The organism is Enterobacter chengduensis (assembly GCF_001984825.2).
In the GTDB taxonomy this organism is placed as follows: Bacteria; Pseudomonadota; Gammaproteobacteria; order Enterobacterales; family Enterobacteriaceae; genus Enterobacter; species Enterobacter chengduensis.
Window position 1 is genome coordinate 2,322,223 of record NZ_CP043318.1, and the last position, 21,715, is coordinate 2,343,937.

Annotated in this window: 23 protein-coding genes and 1 pseudogene; 8 read left to right on the forward strand and 16 right to left on the reverse strand. The window is 56.4% G+C overall.

Annotated elements, in window-relative coordinates:
• Positions 1 to 35 precede the first annotated feature (35 nt).
• Positions 36 to 731: a dethiobiotin synthase gene (bioD, locus tag FY206_RS11440; RefSeq protein WP_032640502.1), complete on the forward strand. Its 696-nt coding sequence runs from the start codon at positions 36 to 38 to the stop codon at positions 729 to 731.
• Here bioD and clcB read toward each other — a convergent pair.
• Entirely contained in the window at positions 666 to 1,976 is a 1,311-nt protein-coding gene (clcB, locus tag FY206_RS11445) for a voltage-gated ClC-type chloride channel ClcB (RefSeq protein ID WP_065365881.1), read from the reverse strand. The two genes, bioD and clcB, sit on opposite strands and share 66 nt — an antisense overlap.
• Before the next feature lie 254 nt (positions 1,977 to 2,230).
• Here clcB and FY206_RS11450 point away from each other — a divergent pair, with 254 nt between their 5' ends.
• Both FY206_RS11450 and FY206_RS11455 read left to right on the forward strand, forming a co-directional pair.
• Positions 2,231 to 3,928 carry an S-type pyocin domain-containing protein gene (locus FY206_RS11450; protein ID WP_045890282.1) on the forward strand — a complete coding sequence of 566 codons (1,698 nt, stop codon included), beginning with the start codon at positions 2,231 to 2,233 and terminating at the stop codon, positions 3,926 to 3,928.
• The gene (locus tag FY206_RS11455) at positions 3,925 to 4,392 is read left to right on the forward strand and encodes a DUF6392 family protein (protein ID WP_032640496.1); all 468 of its coding nucleotides are present in this window, start codon (positions 3,925 to 3,927) and stop codon (positions 4,390 to 4,392) included. Before FY206_RS11450 ends, FY206_RS11455 begins: the two co-directional genes overlap by 4 nt.
• A 76-nt stretch (positions 4,393 to 4,468) precedes the next feature.
• Here the strand turns inward: FY206_RS11455 and osmV are convergent, their stop codons facing one another.
• The 8 genes from osmV to FY206_RS11495 form a co-directional block, all read right to left on the reverse strand.
• The gene (gene osmV / locus FY206_RS11460) at positions 4,469 to 5,617 is read right to left on the reverse strand and encodes an osmoprotectant ABC transporter ATP-binding protein OsmV (RefSeq protein ID WP_032640493.1); all 1,149 of its coding nucleotides are present in this window, start codon (positions 5,615 to 5,617) and stop codon (positions 4,469 to 4,471) included.
• Entirely contained in the window at positions 5,617 to 6,264 is a 648-nt protein-coding gene (gene osmW, locus FY206_RS11465) for an osmoprotectant ABC transporter permease OsmW (protein WP_032640490.1), read from the reverse strand. Before osmW ends, osmV begins: the two co-directional genes overlap by 1 nt.
• 8 nt (positions 6,265 to 6,272) lie before the next feature.
• The gene (gene osmX, locus FY206_RS11470) at positions 6,273 to 7,172 is read right to left on the reverse strand and encodes an osmoprotectant ABC transporter substrate-binding protein OsmX (protein WP_032640487.1); all 900 of its coding nucleotides are present in this window, start codon (positions 7,170 to 7,172) and stop codon (positions 6,273 to 6,275) included.
• A gap of 18 nt (positions 7,173 to 7,190) precedes the next feature.
• Positions 7,191 to 7,901 (reverse strand): osmoprotectant ABC transporter permease OsmY, encoded by a 711-nt coding sequence (gene osmY / locus FY206_RS11475; RefSeq protein WP_032640485.1) that lies wholly within the window; start codon positions 7,899 to 7,901, stop codon positions 7,191 to 7,193.
• A 268-nt stretch (positions 7,902 to 8,169) separates the two neighbouring features.
• On the reverse strand, positions 8,170 to 8,907 hold the full coding sequence (locus tag FY206_RS11480) for a YoaK family protein (RefSeq protein WP_032640483.1): 738 nt from the start codon (positions 8,905 to 8,907) through the stop codon (positions 8,170 to 8,172).
• 154 nt (positions 8,908 to 9,061) lie between these two features.
• The gene (locus tag FY206_RS11485; RefSeq protein ID WP_032640481.1) at positions 9,062 to 9,685 is read right to left on the reverse strand and encodes a glutathione S-transferase family protein; all 624 of its coding nucleotides are present in this window, start codon (positions 9,683 to 9,685) and stop codon (positions 9,062 to 9,064) included.
• Positions 9,686 to 9,757: 72 nt separating this feature from the next.
• The gene (locus FY206_RS11490) at positions 9,758 to 10,954 is read right to left on the reverse strand and encodes an MFS transporter (RefSeq protein ID WP_032640479.1); all 1,197 of its coding nucleotides are present in this window, start codon (positions 10,952 to 10,954) and stop codon (positions 9,758 to 9,760) included.
• 48 nt (positions 10,955 to 11,002) lie between these two features.
• Positions 11,003 to 12,130 (reverse strand): alpha/beta hydrolase, encoded by a 1,128-nt coding sequence (locus FY206_RS11495; RefSeq protein WP_077064341.1) that lies wholly within the window; start codon positions 12,128 to 12,130, stop codon positions 11,003 to 11,005.
• Between the two features lie 113 nt (positions 12,131 to 12,243).
• On the opposite strand from FY206_RS11495, the gene FY206_RS11500 reads away from it, so the two are divergent.
• Both FY206_RS11500 and FY206_RS11505 read left to right on the forward strand, forming a co-directional pair.
• On the forward strand, positions 12,244 to 13,128 hold the full coding sequence (locus tag FY206_RS11500; protein ID WP_032640478.1) for a LysR family transcriptional regulator: 885 nt from the start codon (positions 12,244 to 12,246) through the stop codon (positions 13,126 to 13,128).
• Positions 13,129 to 13,460: 332 nt separating this feature from the next.
• Positions 13,461 to 13,916 carry a hypothetical protein gene (locus tag FY206_RS11505; protein WP_032640475.1) on the forward strand — a complete coding sequence of 152 codons (456 nt, stop codon included), beginning with the start codon at positions 13,461 to 13,463 and terminating at the stop codon, positions 13,914 to 13,916.
• Positions 13,917 to 13,960: 44 nt separating this feature from the next.
• On the opposite strand, the pseudogene FY206_RS11510 reads toward FY206_RS11505, so the two are convergent.
• The 4 genes and pseudogenes from FY206_RS11510 to FY206_RS11525 form a co-directional block, all read right to left on the reverse strand.
• Positions 13,961 to 14,251: pseudogene (locus FY206_RS11510) on the reverse strand (YybH family protein); the annotation flags it as partial.
• A 196-nt stretch (positions 14,252 to 14,447) separates the two neighbouring features.
• Positions 14,448 to 15,092, reverse strand: coding sequence for a leucine efflux protein LeuE (leuE, locus tag FY206_RS11515; protein ID WP_032640470.1), 645 nt, complete (start codon positions 15,090 to 15,092; stop codon positions 14,448 to 14,450).
• 217 nt (positions 15,093 to 15,309) lie between these two features.
• Positions 15,310 to 15,969: a DsbA family protein gene (locus FY206_RS11520; RefSeq protein WP_032640468.1), complete on the reverse strand. Its 660-nt coding sequence runs from the start codon at positions 15,967 to 15,969 to the stop codon at positions 15,310 to 15,312.
• 134 nt (positions 15,970 to 16,103) lie between these two features.
• On the reverse strand, positions 16,104 to 16,430 hold the full coding sequence (locus tag FY206_RS11525; RefSeq protein WP_032640467.1) for a gamma-glutamylcyclotransferase family protein: 327 nt from the start codon (positions 16,428 to 16,430) through the stop codon (positions 16,104 to 16,106).
• Between the two features lie 118 nt (positions 16,431 to 16,548).
• On the opposite strand from FY206_RS11525, the gene gcvA reads away from it, so the two are divergent.
• Positions 16,549 to 17,457 (forward strand): transcriptional regulator GcvA, encoded by a 909-nt coding sequence (gcvA, locus tag FY206_RS11530; RefSeq protein ID WP_032642587.1) that lies wholly within the window; start codon positions 16,549 to 16,551, stop codon positions 17,455 to 17,457.
• 59 nt (positions 17,458 to 17,516) lie between these two features.
• On the opposite strand, the gene FY206_RS11535 is transcribed toward gcvA, so the two are convergent.
• Entirely contained in the window at positions 17,517 to 17,831 is a 315-nt protein-coding gene (locus FY206_RS11535; RefSeq protein ID WP_032640465.1) for a YebG family protein, read from the reverse strand.
• Positions 17,832 to 17,909: 78 nt separating this feature from the next.
• Positions 17,910 to 18,890, reverse strand: a complete 981-nt coding sequence (locus FY206_RS11540) for a nitrilase family protein (protein ID WP_032640463.1) — start codon at positions 18,888 to 18,890, stop codon at positions 17,910 to 17,912.
• A gap of 100 nt (positions 18,891 to 18,990) precedes the next feature.
• Here FY206_RS11540 and FY206_RS11545 point away from each other — a divergent pair, with 100 nt between their 5' ends.
• On the forward strand, positions 18,991 to 19,905 hold the full coding sequence (locus tag FY206_RS11545; protein WP_198422121.1) for a LysR family transcriptional regulator: 915 nt from the start codon (positions 18,991 to 18,993) through the stop codon (positions 19,903 to 19,905).
• On the opposite strand, the gene FY206_RS11550 is transcribed toward FY206_RS11545, so the two are convergent.
• On the reverse strand, positions 19,829 to 20,179 hold the full coding sequence (locus FY206_RS11550) for a helix-turn-helix domain-containing protein (RefSeq protein WP_032640461.1): 351 nt from the start codon (positions 20,177 to 20,179) through the stop codon (positions 19,829 to 19,831). The two genes, FY206_RS11545 and FY206_RS11550, sit on opposite strands and share 77 nt — an antisense overlap.
• Positions 20,180 to 20,515: 336 nt before the next feature.
• Here FY206_RS11550 and oqxA point away from each other — a divergent pair, with 336 nt between their 5' ends.
• Positions 20,516 to 21,691 carry a multidrug efflux RND transporter periplasmic adaptor subunit OqxA gene (oqxA, locus tag FY206_RS11555; protein WP_032640460.1) on the forward strand — a complete coding sequence of 392 codons (1,176 nt, stop codon included), beginning with the start codon at positions 20,516 to 20,518 and terminating at the stop codon, positions 21,689 to 21,691.
• Positions 21,692 to 21,715 lie beyond the last annotated feature (24 nt).

Genomic DNA, 21,715 nt, shown 5'->3' on the forward strand with positions numbered 1-21,715 from the left:
TATTTCCGAAGCATACCCAAGAGGTGGAGTGAGTCATGCTTAAGCGTTTCTTTGTTACTGGTACAGATACCTCTGTCGGCAAGACCGTCGTATCACGCGCATTGCTGCAGGCGCTGGCAGCAAGCGGTAAACGCGTGGCAGGGTACAAACCGGTCGCAAAAGGGAGTAAAGAGACGCCAGAGGGATTGCGTAATAAAGACGCCCTGGTGCTGCAAAGCGTCTCGTCGCTGGAACTGCCTTATCACGCGGTCAATCCCATTGCGCTAAGCGAAGAGGAGAGCAGCGTAGCGCACAGCGGCCTAATTAATTATCCCCTGTTGTCCGACGGCCTGGCGAGCCTGAGCGCGAAGGTTGATCACGTGGTGGTTGAAGGGACGGGGGGCTGGCGCAGCCTGATGAATGATTTGCGCCCGCTGTCTGAATGGGTCGTGCAGGAGCAGCTTCCGGTGGTGATGGTGGTGGGGATCCAGGAAGGGTGCATCAACCACGCGCTGCTGACGGCCCAGGCGATTGCCAACGACGGTCTGCCGCTGATTGGCTGGGTAGCAAACCGCATCAACCCGGGCCTGGCGCACTACGCGGAGATCATCGACGTGCTGAGCGCCAAACTGCCCGGCCCGCTGGTAGGCGAGCTGCCTTATCTTCCTCGCGCCGAGCAGCGCGAGCTAGCGCAGTACATCGATCTCTCTGCCCTCGGTGGCGTGTTGACCGTAGATCGAGTCGTGGCGTAACGTCCGCGACAGCACGGACGCCACCACGCAGGCGACCAGCAAACCGGGCAGTAAGATATACTGTCCGGTCATTTCACAGACCATCAGCGCCGACATAATCGGCGCATGCGTGGTCGCGGCGAGTAGCGTTGCCATACCTGCCAGTCCCAGCAAAATTGTCGTCTCAGAACCCGGCAGCCACATCGAAAAAAGCTGCGCAAACAGCATCCCTGAAGCCATACCGACAAACAGCGTGGGCGTAAACACCCCGCCCGGCGCACCCGATCCGCTGCTCGCCAGCACCGCCAGCAGTTTGCAGATAAATACCCCGGCAATCACCGACAGCAGCCGCGGGGCAAGCAGAAAAGCCTGAACCACGCTATAGCCATTCCCCCACACCTTCGGCGTGAGGAGGGACAGCAGCCCGACGAGTAAACCGCCCAGCGCCAGCTGCCACGGCGGCGAAAGCTTAAGGCGCAGAAACAGTTCGTGGCTTAAGTCCATCAGCCACATCAGCAGCGGACCGCAGAGACCCGCCAGCAGGCCCATGGCGAGCAGCAGACCATAATCCGTCGCGGCGAGGATACCGCTCAGATGAACCTCGTAAAGCGTTCCGGCTCCGGGGGCCAGGAGCTGCGTCGTGAGAAGCGCCACCACCGCCGCGATAACCACCGGGCCGAGCGAGGCCAGCATCAGCGTGCCAAACAGGATCTCGGCAATGAACAGGCTTCCGGCTAAGGGCGCGTGGTAGGCACTGGCCATCCCGGCGGCGGCACCGCAGGCTATCCATAATTTCCATTCGGATTTGGGGGTAAAGCGCCGGGCGAAAAAGGAGGCGGAGAGGGCGGCAAGCAGGATCATTGCCCCTTCTCGCCCGATGGCGCTTCCGCTGGCCACGACCAGCAGCGACGCAAGGGATTTCACCAGGCTGGCGCCGTAATCAAACTGGCCGTCGCCCGTCTCCAGCGCTTCCATATAATCGGTAGGGGCGTGAGGCCGCTGGGCGGTCAGACGCTGCCATCCCCACAGCAGCAGCCCGGCTGCCAGCCCGCCCAGCGCGGGCGTCAGCGCGCGCCGCCAGGGGGAGAGCGACGCGGCGGCATTCACCAGGCTGCCGCTGTCGTTGCTGAGCAGCAGCCACTCCAGCAGGTACATGCTGTGGCGAAATACCGCAACCGCCAGCGCCGCCAGCACGCCGGTGACGGTGGCAATCAGGAAACGACGAAACATCGCGCGGATATCGGGGTAGGTATGAAGACGTTGCATGAGTCGCGATTAAACGGGGCCGATGTTCTATTGTGATAGGAACTCAACCAGTATGCAAATGTGCCTTTATATGACGTTCTGAATATTCATGTTATTTATTTTTATTGAACATTTATTCGATTATTAAATATTAACCAAAAGTGCTGAATAAATTTGATGAACGCGTATTCATAGTAGAATTTCTTTTTTATTAACGGGAAGGAAAGGGAAATTCTTTATGAGTAGTCAACTTACTCATTACCGGAGCGTAATGCATGGGTTACCGTACCGATAATTATGGCCGGGGACAGGCCCTTGAGAATGATAAAACGACTACCGGTGCCAGGTGTATTGCGTCCATTACGGACAGCACCGAATTTGGGCGCAGAATTCTCAGGGTAGGTGATAAAACCACACCCTGTCCCAAATGTGGCAAGCAGGGCGTGATTGTATCGGGCGAGGAACGGGTAAAATTTCACGGTGTACCCGTGGCCGTTCATGGTTCTAAAGTTCATTGCGATTGTCCATCGGGTTCTAACCGGGTGATTGCTCCTGCAGGTCAGTGGCTGGGACGTGGACGTGACCCGGTTGATGTTGCCAGGGAGGAACACGCCGCCAGGCTGGCAACAGAAAAGCAGGCCGATGAAAAACGCAGAGAGGAGGAAAGGGAGCGCAACCGGGTATTTGCAAAATCCTGCCTCCGTGGTGTGGGGTGTAATGATGCCGGTGACCAGCGCGAACCCCACACCAATTTTGCTGATATGGCATTTTTTCAGGCCATGCCCGCCAGTGACCCGATGACCGATTCAGACACCCCGCAGCACGCGCAGACCGTAAAAAAGGAAAAACCAGAAGATATCCCCAAACCGAAGAAGCGTAGCGCTCTGTATCGCTGGTGGAACGGCAACCATGAGGTGATGGATTATCAGGCCGCCGTTGCTGCCGCAGCCGCAGCTTCACGTGCACAGACCGCCACGGCAGGCGCAAGCCTGCTGGATCTGATAAGCGGCAGGGCACTGACCTACGGCACCTGGGCGGTCCGTGGCGCCTCCGGGCTGGGTGAGGTAGTCGCCGCCGGAGCGGGTGCACCCGTGGCCGGGCTGCTGGTGGGAATGATGCCCGGCAGGCTGAACGACGGCGAACAGGACTTTATCGACCGTATGCGCCTGGCGCAGATGCGTGAAGCCCCGAGCCGAGTTCGCTATACGTGGGAGAATGACAGCAGGGGGAACCCGGTGCCGCATGGCTGGCATACGCCACCTGGCCGGGATAATGTTCGCGTCAGAAAAATGGAGTACGACAGCAGCGCCCAGGCATACACCTTCACCACGGAGGAAGAACCGCGCATCACCATTGTGTGGACGCCTGACCGAACAGGCGAGGAAAAGCCGTGGAATACCGGCAACCAGGCGCGGCCGGTGCTGCCGAACCCGGTGATTGTTGACCCGCTGCCCGACAACACCGGCAGAACGGCGACCACCAGCCCGATGCCGGAGGAAAAGAGTTTCGCGGATTACATTCTGATCCTGCCGTTCCCTGACCTGCCGCCGATTTATATTTACCTGAGCAAACCGCCGGTGGAGTTTCTGGAAGTAGAGCTATACAGTGACTTTAAATGCCGTTCGCGGCAGGGGATTTACGAGGCGGATCACATGCCGTCTGCTGCTGCGGTACGATCTGCTTTATTGCGTGAAAATCCCCGCCTCAGTAAAAAATTGGTGGATGAAATGGCTCAGAATGTTGCAGCTATCGTAGTTCCAAAAGAAATTCATCAAAAATTAAGTGAGACTTATGGTGGTCGTAATTCGCCAGTACAAATTGAACTGGACTCAAAGAACCTCCGTGCGGCAGTGGATCGTAATCTGGATGCAATCAGACCAGCACTTAAAGCAAATGGTGCAACAGAAACCCAGATAGAAGCTGCAAAGGCTAAAATGCACGAATTGAATCGTAATGTGGGGTTGTACGAATGACAGTGAATATTGAAGCGTTAATTTATAGCTTAGGTAGATCTTATCAAGACCTGGTTGACGTAGAGCTCATACCATACAAAACCCCTCCATCCGGTTTTTCCGGTGACCCTGATCTGAGCCTGAATATGGCGCAGGAGGGGGTATACTTATCATTCAGGCGTGAAGGACGTATTCTCCAGGAAATTACAGTAACCCTACTCCGACCGGAAATTAAAGGGTGGCATTTTCCTAATGAGCTGCCGTTCGGGCTCAAGAGCGAAATGTCACGTCGATGGGTTCATGAACATATCGGAGAGCCGTTAAGAAGTTCACCACCAAAAACTATTATGAAGCGTGCTTTGGGATGGGCCGATCTTTTTGATGTAGCCGCCGGAGATCTCCCCGTGAGTATGCAGATTGATTTTGACGTAATGGACAATGCCGTATCAGTGACGTTCATGCCAACGTCAGAGCTTCGCTGGTGAATCCAACGTAAGCCAAAGCCAAGCCCCAAAAGGGGCTTTTCTACGCGGTAACCCAAAAATTGGGTAAATATAATTCTCAGCTCTCGCTATGAATATTCAGCGCCCGACGCGTGCGCCCGGAGCTCAGGTACTCGGCAATATAGTCCTGCGAGATCTCGCCGTTGTAGCGACCGTCCTCATCCACGATAGGCATCCAGCTGGTGTTGCTCTCGTACAGGCGCGACAGCACCACGCGCAGGTTGTCTTCCGCCTTGCCGGTCATGCGGAACGGATGCAGGATGTCGGCGCAGGTCCCGCTGGCGTGACGCGCTTCGCGACGCTTCACAAAGCCCAGCGGCTTGCCGTGCTCGTCGACCACGGTAATCGCGCGAATGTCATTATCATCCATGGTCGCAAAGGCTTCAGGGAGGGGCGTAGAGCCCCGCACCGTAATGGTCGGCTGCTGGTCGGTGACGTCGCCCGCCGAGACCAGCAGCAGGCGCTTCAGCGTGCGGTCCTGGCCGACAAAGGAGCCGACAAACTCATTCGCCGGTTTCGCCAGCAGCTCATCGGGGCTGGCGCACTGCACGATTTTCCCCTGACGGAACACCGCAATACGGTCGCCGAGCTTCAGGGCCTCGTCGATGTCGTGGCTGACCAGCATGACGGTTTTTTTCAGCTTGCGCTGCATCTCCAGGAACTGGTTCTGGATCACCTCGCGGTTGATCGGGTCCACCGCGCCGAAGGGCTCATCCATCAGCAGTACCGGCGGATCCGCCGCCAGGGCGCGGATGACGCCGATACGCTGCTGCTGGCCGCCGGACATCTCGCGGGGATAGCGATTCAGGAACTTGTGCGGATCCATCGCCACCATATCCATCAGCTCTTCGGCGCGGGTTTTACAGCGCGCTTTATCCCAGCCCAGCATGCGCGGCACGACGGTAATGTTCTCTTCGATGGTCATGTTCGGGAACAGGCCAATCTGCTGGATCACGTAGCCAATGTTGCGGCGCAGGGTCACCGTGTCCATCCCGCTGGTGTCTTCACCGTTAATCAGGATCGTCCCGCTGCTGGGGGTAATGAGGCGGTTGATCATCTTCAGGGTGGTAGTCTTCCCGCAGCCGGACGGGCCGAGCAGGACGCACATTTCCCCTTCGGGCACGTTCAGGTTAACGTTGTCGACGGCCTTAAAGGTCTGGCCGTGCTTCTGTGAAAATTGTTTGGTGAGGTTTTCCAGTTTTATCATTATCGAATCCCCTTTGGAGTCAGAACCACCTGCAGACGGTGCAGCAGCCAGTCGAGCACAATCGCTAAAAGACAAATCATCAGCGCGCCAGCAATCAACATGCGGATGTCGCTCCCGCCGATGCCGTTGAGCAGCAGCAGGCCCAGACCGCCCGCGCCGATCACCGCCGCAATCGCCATTACGCCGATGTTCATCACCACGGCGGTGCGGATCCCGCCGAAAATGACCGGCAGCGCCATCGGGATCTCTACCCAGCGCAGGCGTTGCCAGAAGGTCATGCCGATCCCGCGTCCGGCTTCACGCAGGCCCGGCGGCAGGCTGTCGAGCGCGGTGTGGGTGTTACGCACAATCGGCAGCAGCGAGTAGAGAAACACCGCCGTGATCGCGGGCAGGGCGCCAATGCCCTGACCGATCAGCGAAAACAGCGGGATCATCAGGCCGAACAGGGCGATGGACGGAATGGTCAGCACGATGGTGGCAATGCCCAGCACCGGCGTTGCCAGCCATTTATGACGGACAATCAAAATGCCCAGCGGTACGCCGATGATGATGGCTAAACCTACGGCCAGCGCCACCAGCCACAGATGCTGCAGCGTCAGGGTTAACAGGTAGCCCCAGTTGTCCAGAATGTAGTGAACGGTATCCATAGCGCCTCCTACAGCAGCTGCTTGCTACGCAGGAAATCACGGGCGACCTGCTGCGGTGACTGATGGTCGATATCCACCTTCTTGTTCAGTTCGGTGATAACGTCATTGTTGAGCTGTGCCGAGAGGGTGTTGAGCGCCTCTTCCAGACCGGGGTTAGCCTCCAGCGTGTCCTTACGCACCACCGGCGTCACCGCATAGCTCGGGAAGAAGCCTTTATCATCCTCAAGGACCTTCAGGTCGAAGCCTTTTACGCGCCCGTCGGTGGTGTAAATCAGACCGGCGTCGACGAAGCCGTCGCGCACCGCGTTATAAACCAGACCGGGGTCCATCTGGCGGATCTGCGGCCGGTCCAGCTCCATCTTATAGGCGGCCTGAAGCGGCTTCATGCCGTCGCTGCGCCCGGCAAACTCCAGGTCTAAGCCCAGCAGCCAGTTTTTGTCCGGGTTGGTTTTACGGATCTCCTCAATCTTCGCCACCAACTCCGACATGGTGTTGATATGTTCCGCCTCGGCGCGCTTGCGCTGCATGGCGAAGGCGTAGGTGTTGTTCATGTCGGCGGGCTTGAGCCAGACCAGGCCGTGCTTCGCGTCCAGGCGTTTCACCGTCTCGTAGGATTCCTCTGGCGACATGCGCTTGTTGATGTGGTTAAAAATGATCAGCGACGTGCCGGTGTACTCCCAGGTCATGTCAATCTGCTTGTTGATCATCGCGTTGCGGGAGATCACCGTGGCAATGTTGGTTTGCGGCTGCACCTGAAAACCTTTCTTTTGCAGGTACTGCACGGTCATCGCCGAAAGAATGTGCTGCTCGGTAAAGCTCTTGGTCGCCAGAATCAGCGGGGCCGCCATCGTCTGGCTGGTGAACAGCGCCGCGGCACACAGCGCCGTCAGGCTGGAAAACAGTCTCATAAAAGCTCCTTGTTATTGTTATCGAGCGAGATGGGGGCTCATCACGCGGCCCAGCGCCGCCAGCAGGGTATCGAGGATCAGGGCGAACAGGGCGGTGGCCGCCGCGCCGAGGATCAGGGTCGGGAAATCGTTCAGATAAATACCGGGGAAAATCAGCTCGCCGTAGCTGCTGGCGCCAATCAGGAACGCCAGCGGCGCGGTACCGACGTTAATGGCGGTGGCGATGCGGATCCCCGAGAGCATGACCGGCCAGGCGGCAGGCAGCTCAACCTGGCGCAGACGCTGCCATTTGGTCATCCCGATGCCGTTTGCCGCTTCCAGCAGCGACGGCGGGACCGAGCACAGCCCGGCATAGGTATTACGCACGATCGGCAGCAGCGAGGCGAGGAACAGGGCGATGATGGCCGGCGTATCGCCAATGCCAATCACCACCATCGCCAGCGCCAGCACGGCCAGCGGCGGCAGCGTGTTGCCGACGTTAAAGATTTGCATCACATATTCGGCGATACCCCGCGCGGCCGGGCGGCTCAGCAGGATACCGGCCGGAATACCCACCAGCAGGGCAAAAAACATCGATGAGAAAACCAGAATCATGTGCTGTTGCCCGAGATAAACCAGGTCGACCTGGCGCGCCTTAATCGTCTCCAGCCCGATCCCCCAGACGAGGAGGGCGAGGACCACGATAATAGCGCCGACAAACAGCAGCGAACGTTTGAGTAATGGGTGCATTGCGGTGTGTCTCCCTGTGCGCATGCGTTATAGCAACCACCGGTTGCCTGTTGTTATGCCATGTTTCGGCAGGGGGTCATTGAGCTATAGCAAGCGTTTGGGAAGGGTTCCAGCGAAGGGGTAAAATCTGTAACCCTATGAATGCAGGGGAAACCTTGTGCCAGCCCTTATGGCGTAAGGGCTGATTGAGGCTCGGGCAGAATAGTCTTAAAACGCATTCTTAAAAGTGACGGTGTCACAAAAACCGCGCCTAAGGTCGGCCATATTTTCAGAGAGAGGCGCGAACCCGGCGAACCCGCACCGAGATGCTGACGATAGAACAGATGGCGACAACGGTGAGCATCAGCCCGAGCGCCAGCATGGCGTTGAACCCAACCCACCGGAACAGCAGCAGCCCCGCGATACCGCCGGTAATAAACGAAAACAGGGTGGTTAGGTGGGTTTTCAGCTGGCTTTTTTGCGCCGCCGTATCTTTGGAGTCATCCCTGCGCAGCATCGCCACCATGACCGAGGCCAGGGAAATCCCCGCGTCCGTCAGCGTGCCGGTAATGTGCGTCGATCTCACCCGTCCGCCGGAAAGCTGCGTGGAGGTGGAATTGTGAATGCCCATCAGACCGCACAGAAAAAGAATTATCTCGCGGTTGCTGGTGAGGGCATGAAAATACATTTCGTAGAGTGAGACGCCGGTCAGCAATATTCCCTCGACAAAAAGAATCTGACAAAAAACCAGCCTGACGTTATGGATAATGCCCCATATTACGATCGTGCGCGCGATAATGGCACCGGCCACAAAAGAGAGAATAATCGAGCCGAAGAAAATAATATCGCTCAGGTCGGTGGAAGAGACTTCGCTGGAGAATTGTGAGGTGTTGCCGGTCATGTGTGAGGGGAAAAAGCCAAATGCCCCGAGGGCGATGGCGTTCAGCAAACCTGCCGAGGTCGCCAGCCAGAGAGCAAGCCGGCGATCCTCCTTATGCGTTCGTTCTTTCTTGAGTCTAATCAGCAAGAATACCTCCGGGTTGCGCTTTGCCTGAATAGTCAGGCTAGCAAAGCGGTGCAACGAGCTGTCCAGGATAGGGCTTAATTATTATTCCCTCTGACGACTTTCGGGGTTTAGTAATTAAATAAAATATCCTTACTCAAGATGGGGCGCGAATAATTTAAATCATGCCATTATTGCCGTGACGCAAAAATGCCGGACGCTGGTTAAGGCGTTCAAGCCAGGCCGCGATCGCGGGCACGTCGGGCTTATCAAACGGCGTCATCTTCCAGCGATTTACCGACAGCCCAAGCACCACGTCCGCGAGGGTAAACGTCTCGCCCGCCGCAAAGGCCCCGGTGCGCTGCAGCTGGTTTTCCAGAATGGTGATGCAGTGGTTCCATTCCTTTATTCCCGCCGCAATGCGCTCGGGGTCGTTAAAGTCCGGGTTGTTACGCCCCAGCGCCGGGAAGACATAGCGCCAGGCGTTATTGAATTCGGTTGCCTGCCAGTCCATCCAGCGCTCTACGTTAGCGCAGGCCTGCGGCTCTGCGGGCAGCAGATCGTGACGTCCGGCCTTGCGCGCCAGATAACGGCAGATGGAATTGGACTCCCACAGCACGAAATCGTCGTCCACCAGCACCGGCACCATGGCGTTGGGGTTTAGGGCGCGGAAGGCGTCGGTTTCCGTCGAGGCAAAACCGCTGCCGTAATCTTCCTGCCGGTAGGTTATGCCCGCCTCTTCGCAGGTCCAGAGCACTTTACGCACGTTGATGGAGGTGGTTTTGCCGAGGATGTTAATCATGCCGCCGCTTCTCTTCAGAGTGATGAATCGTTTAAAAACACTACACCAGCTGTGAAGGAAAGCGTCAACAATTCATCCGGCGCGTGATTTGTGAAGATGCGAAAGCAGAAGCGTCAACACCACTGCACCCAGGAGCAAAATGCCGCTCAAGGCAAACGTGCTCTGCCAGCCGCTACGATCGAACACCATACCGCCCGCCGTTGAGCCGAGCGCAATGGCGAGCTGGATCACGGCGACCATTAATCCGCCGCCGGCCTCAGCATCTTCCGGCAGCGTTCGCGCAATCCATGTCCACCATCCCGTGGGTGCCGCCGTCGCCAGCATCCCCCAGAAGCCTAACAGCAGGGCAACGATCCACACGCTGTGGCCGGTCAGTATCAACGCGCCTGCAATGACGGCCATCAGCAGAGGAATGGCGATTAACGTCGGGTAAAACGCGGCGTTGAGCACCAGCGCAACGAGCAGCGTGCCAACAAAACCCGCGACGCCGATGGTCAGTATAATAAGCGATAAGCCGGAGGGGGAGACCTGCGTGACGGTTTCGAGAAACGGGCGCACATAGGTAAACAGCGCGAACTGTCCCATAAAGAACAGGCCGCAGGCCAGCAAACCGAGGGAAACCACCCGCTGGCGGAATAGCCGAAAGACGGTTGACCGTGACGCCGTCTTTGTATTGCCGGGCATGTTGGGCAGGCTAAAACGTTGCCAGAGAAACGCCAGCGTCGCCACGGGCACCAGGCACAGGAAGGCGCCGCGCCAGCCAATGGTGGCGCCGAGATAACTCCCGAGCGGGGCGGCGACCACCGTCGCCAGCGCGTTCCCCCCGTTGAATATCGCCAGCGCGCGCGAGACCTGATGCTGCGGAACGAGGCGAATGGCCGTTGCGGCAGACATGGACCAGAATCCGCCTATCGCGATCCCGATCAGCGCACGGCCTGTCATGTAAACCAGGTAGTTTGGGGCGAAAGCGATAATCATCCCCGAGAGCGCCATCAGGATCGTCATGCCCAGCAGAAGGTGTTTGCGGTCCATATTCCCGGCAAGCCGGGAAAGGGAGAGGCTGGTCAACACCGCCAGCGCGCCGGAAATGGCGATACCCTGGCCCGCAAGCCCCTCCGTTACGCCTAAATCTCTGGCAAGAGGGGTCAGCAGGCTGACGGGCATAAATTCCGAGGCAATCAGGACGAAGACGCACAGGGTCATGGCAAAAACACCGCCCCAGCGCGCGTGCTCCTCATTCTTCGAGGAAGTTGGGTTCAGAGTGGACATAGTCATCTTTCACGAAGAGCCGCCCGCGAAAACGGGCGGCGAAGAGGTTTATTTCAGGCTGGTTTTGAAGAACTGTTCAAACTGCGCGAAAGGGATCTTTCCGGCAGCATTGTCGTAGAGGTCGACGTGGTTTGCCCCCGGGACAATCACCAGCGCTTTCTGTTTGCTGTCGACCGCTTTAAACGCATCCTCTGCAAAATAGCGGGAGTGCGCCTTTTCACCGGTGACGATAAGCGTCGGGATAGTAATCTCCCCGGCATAGCTCAGCAGCGGCATATTCATAAAGGATAATGGCATGGTCGCGGTCCACGCGCCGGTGGAGTTGACGGAGCGGGCATGGAAGCCGCGCGGCATGCGATAGTAGTCATAAAACTCCTTCAGTACCGGATGCGGATCTGCTGGCAATGCCTCCGGCAGAATACGGTCAGCCGCCGATACCTTGCCGTTCTCATCGACATAAATGTCATGGCCGCCGTGCGCGAAGGTGCCGTTCTCGGCATCCTTCCAGCGCTGTTCGTTCAGATACTGCAGAACGGCGCGGCGGTCAGAGGTTGAATAGCGATCTTTCCCGTCGCCCACGCCGTGGCCCATCGCCCGGCTCATGTCATACATTACGCTGGTGGCGACCGCTTTCACGCGGGTGTCCATGGATGCCGCATTCAGCGCCATACCGCCCCAGCCGCAGATGCCGAGAATACCGATACGGTTACGATCAACCTCTTTCTGCAACCCCAGGAAATCCACCGCCGCGCTAAAGTCTTCGGTGTTGATATCCGGAGAGGCGACGTTGCGCGGCTGGCCGCCGCTTTCGCCCGTATAGGACGGATCGAAGGCCAGGGTCACAAACCCGTTTTCGGCCAGGGTCTGCGCATACAGACCGCTGGACTGCTCTTTGACCGCACCAAACGGCCCGCTGACCACAATCGCCGCCAGCTTGCGGTCAGCGTGGTTTTTAGGCAGATAGAGATCGCCTACCAGGGTGATCCCGTAACGGTTCTGGAAGGACACCTTACGGTGATCGACTTTGTCACTCTCGGGGAAGGTTTTATCCCAGGCGGTCACCATTGAAACAGGGGCGTTTGGGTTGGTGGCTTCTGCATAACTCATTGTTGTCACTCCACTTAATGATGCACAGAGCAGCATCGCAACGGACAGTTTTTGGGTGAATGTTTTCATGGAAATTAACCCTGGGTTGTTGTATTGCGGTCATTATAGTGAGCATAAATAGTGCTGATTAGAGGCCATAATTTGCTAAGATTCATATCATATTGTTATAAATGGCGGGCGTGATGGCGAAGCGGGAAAACTATAATGAGCTATACCTGTTCATGCAGGTGGTGCGGGAGGGGAGCTTCACGGGGGCTGCGCAACGGCTTGGGCTGGCGCAATCCGGGATTAGCCGCTCGGTTCGCGAGCTGGAAGAGCGGTTGGGGGTTCAGCTTCTGGTCCGCACTACGCGCAAGCTGTCGCTCACCCATGCCGGGGAACAGCTTTATCGGACCGCCGAGTCCGCGTTCGATACGCTCGATACGGGCCTGGCGACCCTGGCACACTACCGTCAGACGCCCTCCGGCACGGTGCGTATCAATGCCAGCCAGCACGCTATCGACAAATGCCTGCTGCCAAAGCTTGCCGTTTTTAAACAGCGTTATCCGGACATCAGGCTGGAACTGATCAATGAAAGCCGCTTCGTCGACATTATCGCCGAGCGGTTCGATGCGGGCGTCAGGCTCGGGCCGGAAGTGGGGCAGGGAATGATTGCGGTGCGTATTACGCCTGATATGGAAATGGCCGCAGTGGCTGCTCCGGACCACTTCAGGCGCTACGGCTTTCCGCAGACGCCTGCGGATTTAGTGGCTCATCCCTGCATCGCCTACCAATTTGCCGACGGTAGTGACTATCAGTGGGAGCTGGTGCAGGACGGGAAAAAAATCACCCATCGGCCTGAGGGGCAATGGGCGCTGTCCGACAGCTACATGGAGGCAGAAGCCGCCCGCCTGGGGCTGGGGCTGGCCTATGTCCCGGTAGAGCTGGTGGCTGACGATCTGGAGCGCGGAACGCTTATCCGGGTGTTGCAGCGCTACAGCCTGCGCATGGATGGGTTATATCTTTATTATCCTCATCGCAACGTGTCGCCTGCGCTCAGAGCGGTGATTGATACGCTTAAAATGTAGGGCAGCGTTACCATTCTGGAAGGCGCCTCGCAAACCGCAAAGTAACCTCGTGAAATTTAGGGGTATCTCTTTTCTTCAACCGACCGGGGTCGTAAAGTGCCTGCGTTGCGGCACATCCGCAATCGGGCGTAGGAACCCGCATTTACCATATAGTGACATTTCGTATGTCGCGGCAGCACCGATCCCGTTACAATTGCGGTGGCGCTGGCGGAGCAGCCGTAAGGCTGGCCGTTTTTCTATATGGGCGGTATTCCTACCTCTGTCAGCGCTACCCCCCGAGCGTAGGAACTCACTGGGTAGTTTAATGAATTGCATATAGAAGGATGCCTTGTATGGCGACTATCCCAACCCTGACTTATCTTCCGTCTGACGACAACATCATTCTGCAACTTATCTCCCGACCGCTTCCGGCGGATGCCGATCTGTTTGACGTCGCCGACAGCTGCGCCGCGCTGGTGAGCGTGCTGGTTGAAACCGATGATGTCGCGAGCCGTACTGCGCTCTGCGAGCGTCTCCTTCAGACCCTGCGCAAGCTGCGTGAACTCTGCGATGTCGATCTTCCTCACTACCTGATCGAACAGCTGATCATGGGTGAGAAAACCAGCTCCTGCGTGCCCGACTGCTGGCAGGACACCCTGACTCAGGTGGACTATGTTCTGGCGCTGACACAGGCGGTTATGGGGGGAACGCTGCCCGCTCACGTCGCGAAAGAGCTGACGGGCCTGCTGCACGATATGGTGTGGCTGCTGGCTGAGTTTGTGAAGGAGCCGCGCATTACTGCGCACTAAGGGCACTGGCATGGAGGGGCGGTAGCGCCCCTTTGAAGCTCTGATTAATGCGATGAGTTTGCCGTATCCAGCAGCGACGTGCCGTAGGAGTTGTCGATGGTGCACAGCCAGCGACCGTCGCTTTCGTGGCGGAAAACATAGGTTGCGCGGCGCGACATTTCCGCGATCCCACCCTGACCATCAGGAAAACGCAGCAGGGTTTCCATGATAACGAGGGCATTATCGCCGCCTTCGATCACCTGCATATCCCCTTGTTCGACAATGAGCCGATCCTGAAAATAATCCGAGATGGCAATAAACGCGCTGCGAATGTTCTCTTTGCCTTTAACCGTCATGCGCGTTTCCTTTTTAAGTCATTAACGCGTATTAACGTAACAGCCTGGCGCGTTTGTATAGCTACCAGGTTTTATGGGGGGAGCGTTGGGGGAGTTCGGGATTTAGGTAACGTTAGGGCGGCTATGAGCGAGGAGCGGATGTTCTGGTCTGCGAAAGACCGTAAAAAAACCGCCTCACGGCGGTTTAGCTGTCCAGTCAGGAAGTTGCGCTTGCGAGTCGTGCTGCAAATCCAATGAAGAACATACCTACCAGCGCGTTTCCAATGGCAGATAACCTACTGTTGCCTTTCAGACGGCTGAGCAGATAAGAGCCGCAGAAAACCAGAAAGCCGAAATAAACGAGAGTAATTGCGAACATCACTGCCGCAAGAATGATAAACGCCATCCAGGAGTGTTCAGCCTGAACATTGATAAACTGGGCAAAGAAAGAGATATAGAACAGCAGCGTCTTTGGATTCAGTAGAGTAACCAGCATTCCGCGTCCGATGATCCCTCCAGCATCAGATGAAGATTTCTTTTCCTCACTTGTTTCTACAGCTGGCTTAAAGATAGCGCGTATCGTCTGGACACCGAGATAAAAAAGATATGCAGCGCCTGCGTATTTGATGGCGTTAAATAAGGCAGGGGTTGAGCTTATGACCGCGGCCAGCCCACACCATGCCAACAGAACCAGAATAACGTCGCTCAGGAGGATGGAGAATATTGCAGCGAAGCCCCGCTTGATGCCGCTGGTTATGCTCGTTTTAATCACGAACATCGTTTCAGGGCCAGGAGCAAGGACTATCAGTGTCGCACCAAGCAGATACGTCCAGAAATTCACGATACCAAAATCAGCAAACATTTTTACTCCAGCTCTCCCGTTTTCAACGAGCCTATTCTAACGTAACCAGCGTTAATGAAAACACATCACGGCAGCTTTCTATTCAGCCAATGTCTGCTGATGGCACAAAGCTGACCCCCATCTCGCGTCAGCCCGTAAAATTAAAAAACGCCCCAATTGCGGTTCATTTGCTCTCCGATCGTGACGTAGCGATTGTCCGCAATGCTGGCAAACCCATTCAGCCAAGCGCTAATAGCGTAGCGCGTAACTTCTCTGCGCCACCGTAAAGAGCATGTCCACCGATCATATGCTCCGTGCCATTCACCGTCGCCAGCAGAACAGGGACTCCCCGGATACCTCGCTGATCCATAAGGCGCTTCACTTCCGCGATCCTCGCGTCCGTGATATGCCGCAGCGGTTTATCGGTATCAAGCGCCAGGATAACCTGTTCATGCTTTAACGCGAGGTTGTTTTTCCTGGCCCAGTCCTCAACGATATCACCCACCACGTCAGGTCTTGAGGTGTCTCGCCCCTCAACATAGCGGGCATGCTGTAGCGTATGAAGAAGTTGTGGCTCGGCCGACGGGGTGACGTCACGAACCATGGTCAGAGCACGATTCATAAACGTCGAATCAAACCGCGTGCCGGTCTGCAGAAGCTGATGATAGCGCTCGCTGAAAGGCTGCCCGGTGAGTGAGGCGATGCGCCGATCGTTGGACCAGGCGTACTCCGCCCATTCCGCAGTGATGTCCCGGGCACCCTCATCGCTGAAAAGCCCGCTGGGCATGAGCTCAAGTTGATCGGCGTGGTGTTGAGCAAGGTAACTCAGCGCCGGCGCGCTGGCGTAGCACCAGCCGCAAAGTGGATCAAATAAATACTGCAGCTTCTCAAAATGCATGTTGCCTCCTTCATAACGGAATAGCGCCATCATAATGCGTTCGAACCTCGTTAAAAACGGGCGTTCAGTACATGCAGTGTTGCGTAAAATGAGCGAATGGCAGGCGTTAAGCCTGAATCACAGGCTAAACGCGTTCATGGCTTAAGCCGGTACACCCACGATTTTATTATCTGACCGGCAGTCGTCGTGACGTCTACCGATACACGCTCATATTCAGCCCCTTCAAACCGATCGAGTACATCCCAGTGATTATGCAAATTTGCTGAAGTGAAAATAAAACCCTGAACACGATTACCTGAGTGATCCAGTACGATCCCCGGATACCCCATCTCTGCCCCCCAGCCTTTATTTAACAGAGACCCGCCAACGTGTCCTTCCTGCCACGACCCACCGATATTCTCAAGAATATGCGCATTAGGTCGGCCTGGGCCGAGCGTCCCGTACACGAACAAACTCTCCATTATTCCTCCGATAACATGATGAAAATTAAATGGTTGTTTATGTCGATTTTGATTTGGGGGCAAGGGCCTGACAAATCATTTGTTCTCACACCATGCGTGAATTATTATCACGCGTATGATGTTTGAACGCCTCCCACCCCTGCAAACGCTTCGGGCTTTTGAAGCCACTGCCCGGCTCTCCAGCATGACGCTGGCGGCAGCGGAGCTGCACGTTACGCACGGCGCGATAAGCCAGCAAATCCGGAAGCTCGAAGAGCATCTGGGGGTAAAGCTATTTCACAGACTGACGCGACAGATAATCCTGACGGAGGAGGGGGCTGAATTCCACCCTGCGGTTACCCGCCTTCTGGGTGATTTAATGAGAGAGTCCGAGCGTTTACGCGCAAGGCTCCCGGCAAAAAGTTTGCGTATCAGCACAACGGTGTCATTCGCCAGTAAGTGGCTGGCCCCGCGTCTCGGCCGCTTCAGGCAGCGGTATCCTGAGCTCGATATTCAGCTCGATGTTACTGACGTTAACGTGGATCTTAACGATGGTCAGGTCGATGCCGCAATTCGCTATGGCCTGGGCAATTATCCCGACGTCTGCTCTGAGCGAATCTTGAGTGAAACAGTCACCCCTGTCTGTAGCCCTGACTTTCTTCAGGAACATAACGGTCTGAAAGAAATTCAGGATCTTTCAAACTGCGTGCTGCTTCATGAGTACAGAATGCTGGCGAACTGGGAGGCATGGTTTGAAATGGCCGGAGAAAGCACTTTCAGCGACCATCAGGGAACCTTGTGGACGCTTGGCAGCATGGCGACCGAAGCCGCTATACGTGGCGAAGGCGTGGCGCTTGGACGGAGCGTGCTGATTGCAGATGATGTCGCTGCCGGAAGGCTTGTTGTTCCGTTTCCGCAATACAAACTTAAAGCAGAGCGGGGATACGATTTAGTTTACCGTTTCGATAATAAGGATTCGTTTAAAATACGAACGCTAAAACAATGGCTGTTCGAAGAAATAAGCCTGCTGAAAGATACAGACAGCTAAAAAGGCCGTAAGCAGTTATCTGCTTACGGCTCCGGAACAGGCGATGATTATTACGGCCATCAGGCCGCTTTCACGGCCCTGATTTTTTTGCTGTCGGCCACATCTTCTGTTTTATCCGCTGCAGCAGGGGCATTGAGATCGGGAAGCTTGCTGGTACGCAGAATATGCTGCACGGTCTCTTTCTGCTCGGCGAAATACAGGCCAAGATTTTCAGCCTGCGTTTCATCCATCTGCATACCGCTTTGCAACAGCCAGTCGGTGAACGCGTCTGCCATATCGAGCAGCTTGTCGTGAGCGTCAGCCTCTTTCTTGCTGGCAAATGTCATTTTCTCTTCACCTTTTCTTACGACAACATATTTTATTTCAACAGCCATTATGCGCACCTCATACTGTAATTATATACAGTATAACAGCTCCGGGTTTATGTTGCAGCTAAAAAAATGCGCACAGTTCTAGCGAGCAGGGGGCTCATTCGAAAAGCGTGCGCTGATCGCATCACGTTCATAGCCCTGCGGCTGGGTCAGTATCCGGTATAAATCGGGGCGGCGACCGTGGATCCAGCGCCGTCCGGTGCTCATCGCGAGCAGGCTTAAATCCAGCTCAGCGCTCACCATCGCATCCTCTGCCGCCCAGGTTTCATTCACGATCCTTCCGTAAGGATCGAGGATCATGGCATTGCCCGTGCGCACTTCGTCGTCATCGGCACCGACACCGTTGCTGAAGAGAAGAAACAGTCCGTTGTCGTGCGCGCGGGCAGGCAGCCAGCGCATAAGCCACTCCCGACCGCTTGGACCTTTAAATGCGGCGGTAATGTCCTCCTTGCGCGTTTCCCGCGCCTCCCATAGCGCCAGCGGAATGGGCTTCATTCCGTGGGGGCTGCGGGAATCTGTGCCGCCCGTCTGGTGCGGCGCGAGAAGAATATCGGCGCCCAGCAGCGCCGTTGCGCGCACGTTTTCGACCAGATTATTGTCCCAGCAAATCAGGATACCGACCTTCACGCCCCACGGCGTATCAAAAACGGTAAAGCTGTCCCCGCTGCTGATGGTCGGATGTTCAAAAGCATGGAGCTTACGATGCGTATGCATTGTGCCGTCCGGCATACAGGCAACATAGGCATTGTAGAGGCGGCCATCGTCGGCGCGTTCAATGAGACCGACGCCAATCAGCATCTGATGTTTTATCGCAAGGGAGCGAATGAGCGCCAGGGAAGGGCTTTCTGCTACTGGCTCGGCCAGGGCAGACACCTCCGCTGCGGTGAGCCTGGGGACGTGCCAGTAGCCGGTAATACACATTTCAGGGAAGGTGAGAATGTTCACCTGCTCAAGCGCCGCCTGTTCAATAAACTTCTCCATTATCAGCAGATTGTACTTTTTGTTATTGGCCTGATGCTGAAACTGGACGGTTGCCGCCTTTAGGGATTGAGGTTCGTTCATGATGTGTCTCCGGTTGTCATCGAGACTCGATTACATAACGATTACCAATAACTGTATAATCAAATGATTTCTTATTTTGATAACCATCTGGAATCTAAACATGAACACCCGGTTGCTCAACGCCTTTTTGATGCTGGCTGAAAAGGGGAACTATGCCGATGCGGCGCGGGCGCTGTTTATCTCGCAACCGGCATTGACCAAACAGATTAATCTCCTCGAATCCCAGGTGAATATGTCTCTTTTTTCACGGGGGCGTCACGGCGCAATGCTGACGGCCGGCGGCAGGCGTTTGCTGCCAGAGGCTGAAAAAGTGGTCAGGCAAAGCCAGCTCTTTATGCAGCATGCCGAGCGGGTCTCAAAAGGGGTGGAGGGACATATTGCCGTCGGGTTCGGGCTCTCAAGCTTTTATCTTGCGCCGCGCTGTATCGCTGACTTTCGTCGGGACTACCCGGGAGTAGAAATGTCATTGACGGATCTGCCTTCCTTCCAGCAGTACGAGCGATTGCAAAATGATGAGCTACAGGTCGGTTTTGTCAGGGTGCCTCCCCCCGCGGCGCTTGACTCCCTGCCGCTATTTACCGACCGTCTGGTGCTGGTTGCGCCCGCCGCGTCGCCGACGCTGCCTGCCGCAGAGTGGCTCATGAAACGCCCTCTGCTGCGGCTTTATGATGAGCGGGGACGGGGATTGAACGCGCAGATTGACCGCTTCCTGCATGACAACGGTCTTTTCGTCTCATCGACTCAGCTGACTGACGACATTCAAACCATCGTCGCGATGGTGGTGGCGGGCATCGGTGTGGCGATTCTGCCCACCAGCGTAACGCATATCGCGCCGCCGGGGCTGGCGATTATTCCGCTAACGGGGGAGTCAATCAGCTGGAAGGTGGGCATTGCCTGGGACGCAGGCAGGGAAGACGTCATCCGTGACAATTTCATTGCTAGCGTAGCGGCTGCGTTTCCGGGCCACCCATGCTCCGCCGCCATGCCCCAGGCGCCTGACCGTACTGACGCTTAAAGCTGCGGTTGAAGGACTGCTGGGAGTCAAAGCCCAGCGCGATCGCCACGTTCAGAATGGGCTCATCGCTGCGGGTTAAGCGCTCCATCGATTTTTGCAGCTTCTGCGCGCGAATATACCCGGCGAGGGGATAGCCCGTATGTTCCTTAAACAAACGCTGAAGATGCCATTTCGAATAGCCGGAGCGCCTGGCGACGGACTCAATGTCCAGACGGCTGTCCAGGTTGTTGTCGATCCAGTCGAGTAAGTCATGCATAAATGCGCCAGTGTTCATCGGGTTACTCCCACGCAGCAAAGTAAAAGTATCTTTATCTGTTGCATTTAAAGGTGGCGCGTTTTTGCGGTAATTGCAAGTTTTATTGTTGCATTTAAATCCCTGGCCGAAACGGGTCTTTTCACATCCGCTCAAATAGCACATAAAGTGCAACAATTATTCTTGCACTTAGTTAAGCGCCTTCCTACAATCGCCGCGAATAGTGTATTCGCAACTGTTACAGTTTTGTGGCGATGAACGACACAAATGGCCTTAAGACAGCCCCCGGACAAAGGAAGTGGCGCGGTGCCTCCTGCTGCGTCTTGCCCGGCGGCGACAATTATCGGAATAAAAATAATGAGCCTGCAAAAAACCTGGGGTAACTCTCCACTGAGCGCGCTGGGGGCACTGTTGCTCTCCGCGCTGCTCGTCGGATGCGATAACAGCGTCGCGCAAAACGCCGCGCCGCCTGCGCCAGCCGTGAGCGCCGCTGACGTGGTGGTGAAATCGATCAGCCAGTGGGATAGCTTTAACGGCCGGATTGAAGCGGTGGAGAGCGTTCAGCTACGTCCGCGCGTGTCCGGCTACATTGATAAGGTGAATTACACCGACGGCCAGGAAGTGAAGAAGGGCGAGGTGCTGTTCACGATTGATGACCGTACCTATCGCGCGGCGCTGGAACAGGCGCAGGCGAACCTGGCGAGAGCCAAAACGCAGGCAAGCCTGGCACAAAGTGAGGCAAACCGTACCGATAAGCTGGTCAATACTAACGTCGTCTCCCGCGAAGAGTGGGAGCAGCGTCGTTCGGCCGCCACGCAGGCGCAGGCCGATATTCGCGCCGCGCAGGCGGCGGTTGATGCCGCCCAGCTCAACCTGGACTTCACCAAAGTGACCGCGCCGATTGACGGCCGCGCCAGCCGGGCGCTGATCACCAGCGGGAACCTGGTCACGGCGGGGGACACCGCCAGCGTCCTCACCACGCTGGTTTCGCAGAAGACGGTCTACGTCTACTTTGACGTGGACGAGTCGACCTATCTTCACTACCAAAACCTGGCCCGCAGCGGGCAGGGGGCGTCCAGCAACCACGCGGCGCTTCCGGTTGAGATTGGCCTGACGGGCGAGGAGGGCTATCCCCATCAGGGCAAAGTGGACTTCCTGGATAACCAGCTCACGCCGAGCACCGGCACCATCCGCATGCGCGCGCTGCTGGATAACGCGCAGCGTCAGTTCACGCCGGGACTGTTTGCCCGCGTACGCCTGCCGGGCAGCGCGGAGTTCAAAGCCACGCTTATCGACGACAAGGCGGTGCTGACCGATCAGGATCGTAAATACGTCTATATCGTGGATAAAGAGGGGAAAGCGCAGCGTCGCGACATTACGCCGGGGCGTCTGGCAGACGGCTTACGCATCGTGCGGCAGGGGCTGAACCCTGGCGACAAAGTCATCGTCGAGGGTTTACAGAAAGTGTTTATGCCGGGTATGCCGGTTAACGCGAAAACCGTTGCCATGACCGCCAGCGCCGCCCTTAACTGATCCCTTGACCTGAGAATCCAACCC

What these genes read in the sequence shown, in the direction of transcription:
- bioD (WP_032640502.1), top strand. Translation starts at nt 36, where the DNA reads ATGCTTAAGCGTTTCTTTGTTACTGGTACAGATACCTCTGTCGGCAAG.
- clcB (WP_065365881.1), bottom strand. Translation starts at nt 1,976, where the DNA reads ATGCAACGTCTTCATACCTACCCCGATATCCGCGCGATGTTTCGTCGT.
- FY206_RS11450 (WP_045890282.1), top strand. Translation starts at nt 2,231, where the DNA reads ATGGGTTACCGTACCGATAATTATGGCCGGGGACAGGCCCTTGAGAAT.
- FY206_RS11455 (WP_032640496.1), top strand. Translation starts at nt 3,925, where the DNA reads ATGACAGTGAATATTGAAGCGTTAATTTATAGCTTAGGTAGATCTTAT.
- osmV (WP_032640493.1), bottom strand. Translation starts at nt 5,617, where the DNA reads ATGATAAAACTGGAAAACCTCACCAAACAATTTTCACAGAAGCACGGC.
- osmW (WP_032640490.1), bottom strand. Translation starts at nt 6,264, where the DNA reads ATGGATACCGTTCACTACATTCTGGACAACTGGGGCTACCTGTTAACC.
- osmX (WP_032640487.1), bottom strand. Translation starts at nt 7,172, where the DNA reads ATGAGACTGTTTTCCAGCCTGACGGCGCTGTGTGCCGCGGCGCTGTTC.
- osmY (WP_032640485.1), bottom strand. Translation starts at nt 7,901, where the DNA reads ATGCACCCATTACTCAAACGTTCGCTGCTGTTTGTCGGCGCTATTATC.
- FY206_RS11485 (WP_032640481.1), bottom strand. Translation starts at nt 9,685, where the DNA reads ATGATTAACATCCTCGGCAAAACCACCTCCATCAACGTGCGTAAAGTG.
- FY206_RS11490 (WP_032640479.1), bottom strand. Translation starts at nt 10,954, where the DNA reads ATGTCCACTCTGAACCCAACTTCCTCGAAGAATGAGGAGCACGCGCGC.
- FY206_RS11495 (WP_077064341.1), bottom strand. Translation starts at nt 12,130, where the DNA reads ATGAAAACATTCACCCAAAAACTGTCCGTTGCGATGCTGCTCTGTGCA.
- FY206_RS11500 (WP_032640478.1), top strand. Translation starts at nt 12,244, where the DNA reads ATGGCGAAGCGGGAAAACTATAATGAGCTATACCTGTTCATGCAGGTG.
- FY206_RS11505 (WP_032640475.1), top strand. Translation starts at nt 13,461, where the DNA reads ATGGCGACTATCCCAACCCTGACTTATCTTCCGTCTGACGACAACATC.
- leuE (WP_032640470.1), bottom strand. Translation starts at nt 15,092, where the DNA reads ATGTTTGCTGATTTTGGTATCGTGAATTTCTGGACGTATCTGCTTGGT.
- FY206_RS11520 (WP_032640468.1), bottom strand. Translation starts at nt 15,969, where the DNA reads ATGCATTTTGAGAAGCTGCAGTATTTATTTGATCCACTTTGCGGCTGG.
- FY206_RS11525 (WP_032640467.1), bottom strand. Translation starts at nt 16,430, where the DNA reads ATGGAGAGTTTGTTCGTGTACGGGACGCTCGGCCCAGGCCGACCTAAT.
- gcvA (WP_032642587.1), top strand. Translation starts at nt 16,549, where the DNA reads ATGTTTGAACGCCTCCCACCCCTGCAAACGCTTCGGGCTTTTGAAGCC.
- FY206_RS11535 (WP_032640465.1), bottom strand. Translation starts at nt 17,831, where the DNA reads ATGGCTGTTGAAATAAAATATGTTGTCGTAAGAAAAGGTGAAGAGAAA.
- FY206_RS11540 (WP_032640463.1), bottom strand. Translation starts at nt 18,890, where the DNA reads ATGAACGAACCTCAATCCCTAAAGGCGGCAACCGTCCAGTTTCAGCAT.
- FY206_RS11545 (WP_198422121.1), top strand. Translation starts at nt 18,991, where the DNA reads ATGAACACCCGGTTGCTCAACGCCTTTTTGATGCTGGCTGAAAAGGGG.
- FY206_RS11550 (WP_032640461.1), bottom strand. Translation starts at nt 20,179, where the DNA reads ATGAACACTGGCGCATTTATGCATGACTTACTCGACTGGATCGACAAC.
- oqxA (WP_032640460.1), top strand. Translation starts at nt 20,516, where the DNA reads ATGAGCCTGCAAAAAACCTGGGGTAACTCTCCACTGAGCGCGCTGGGG.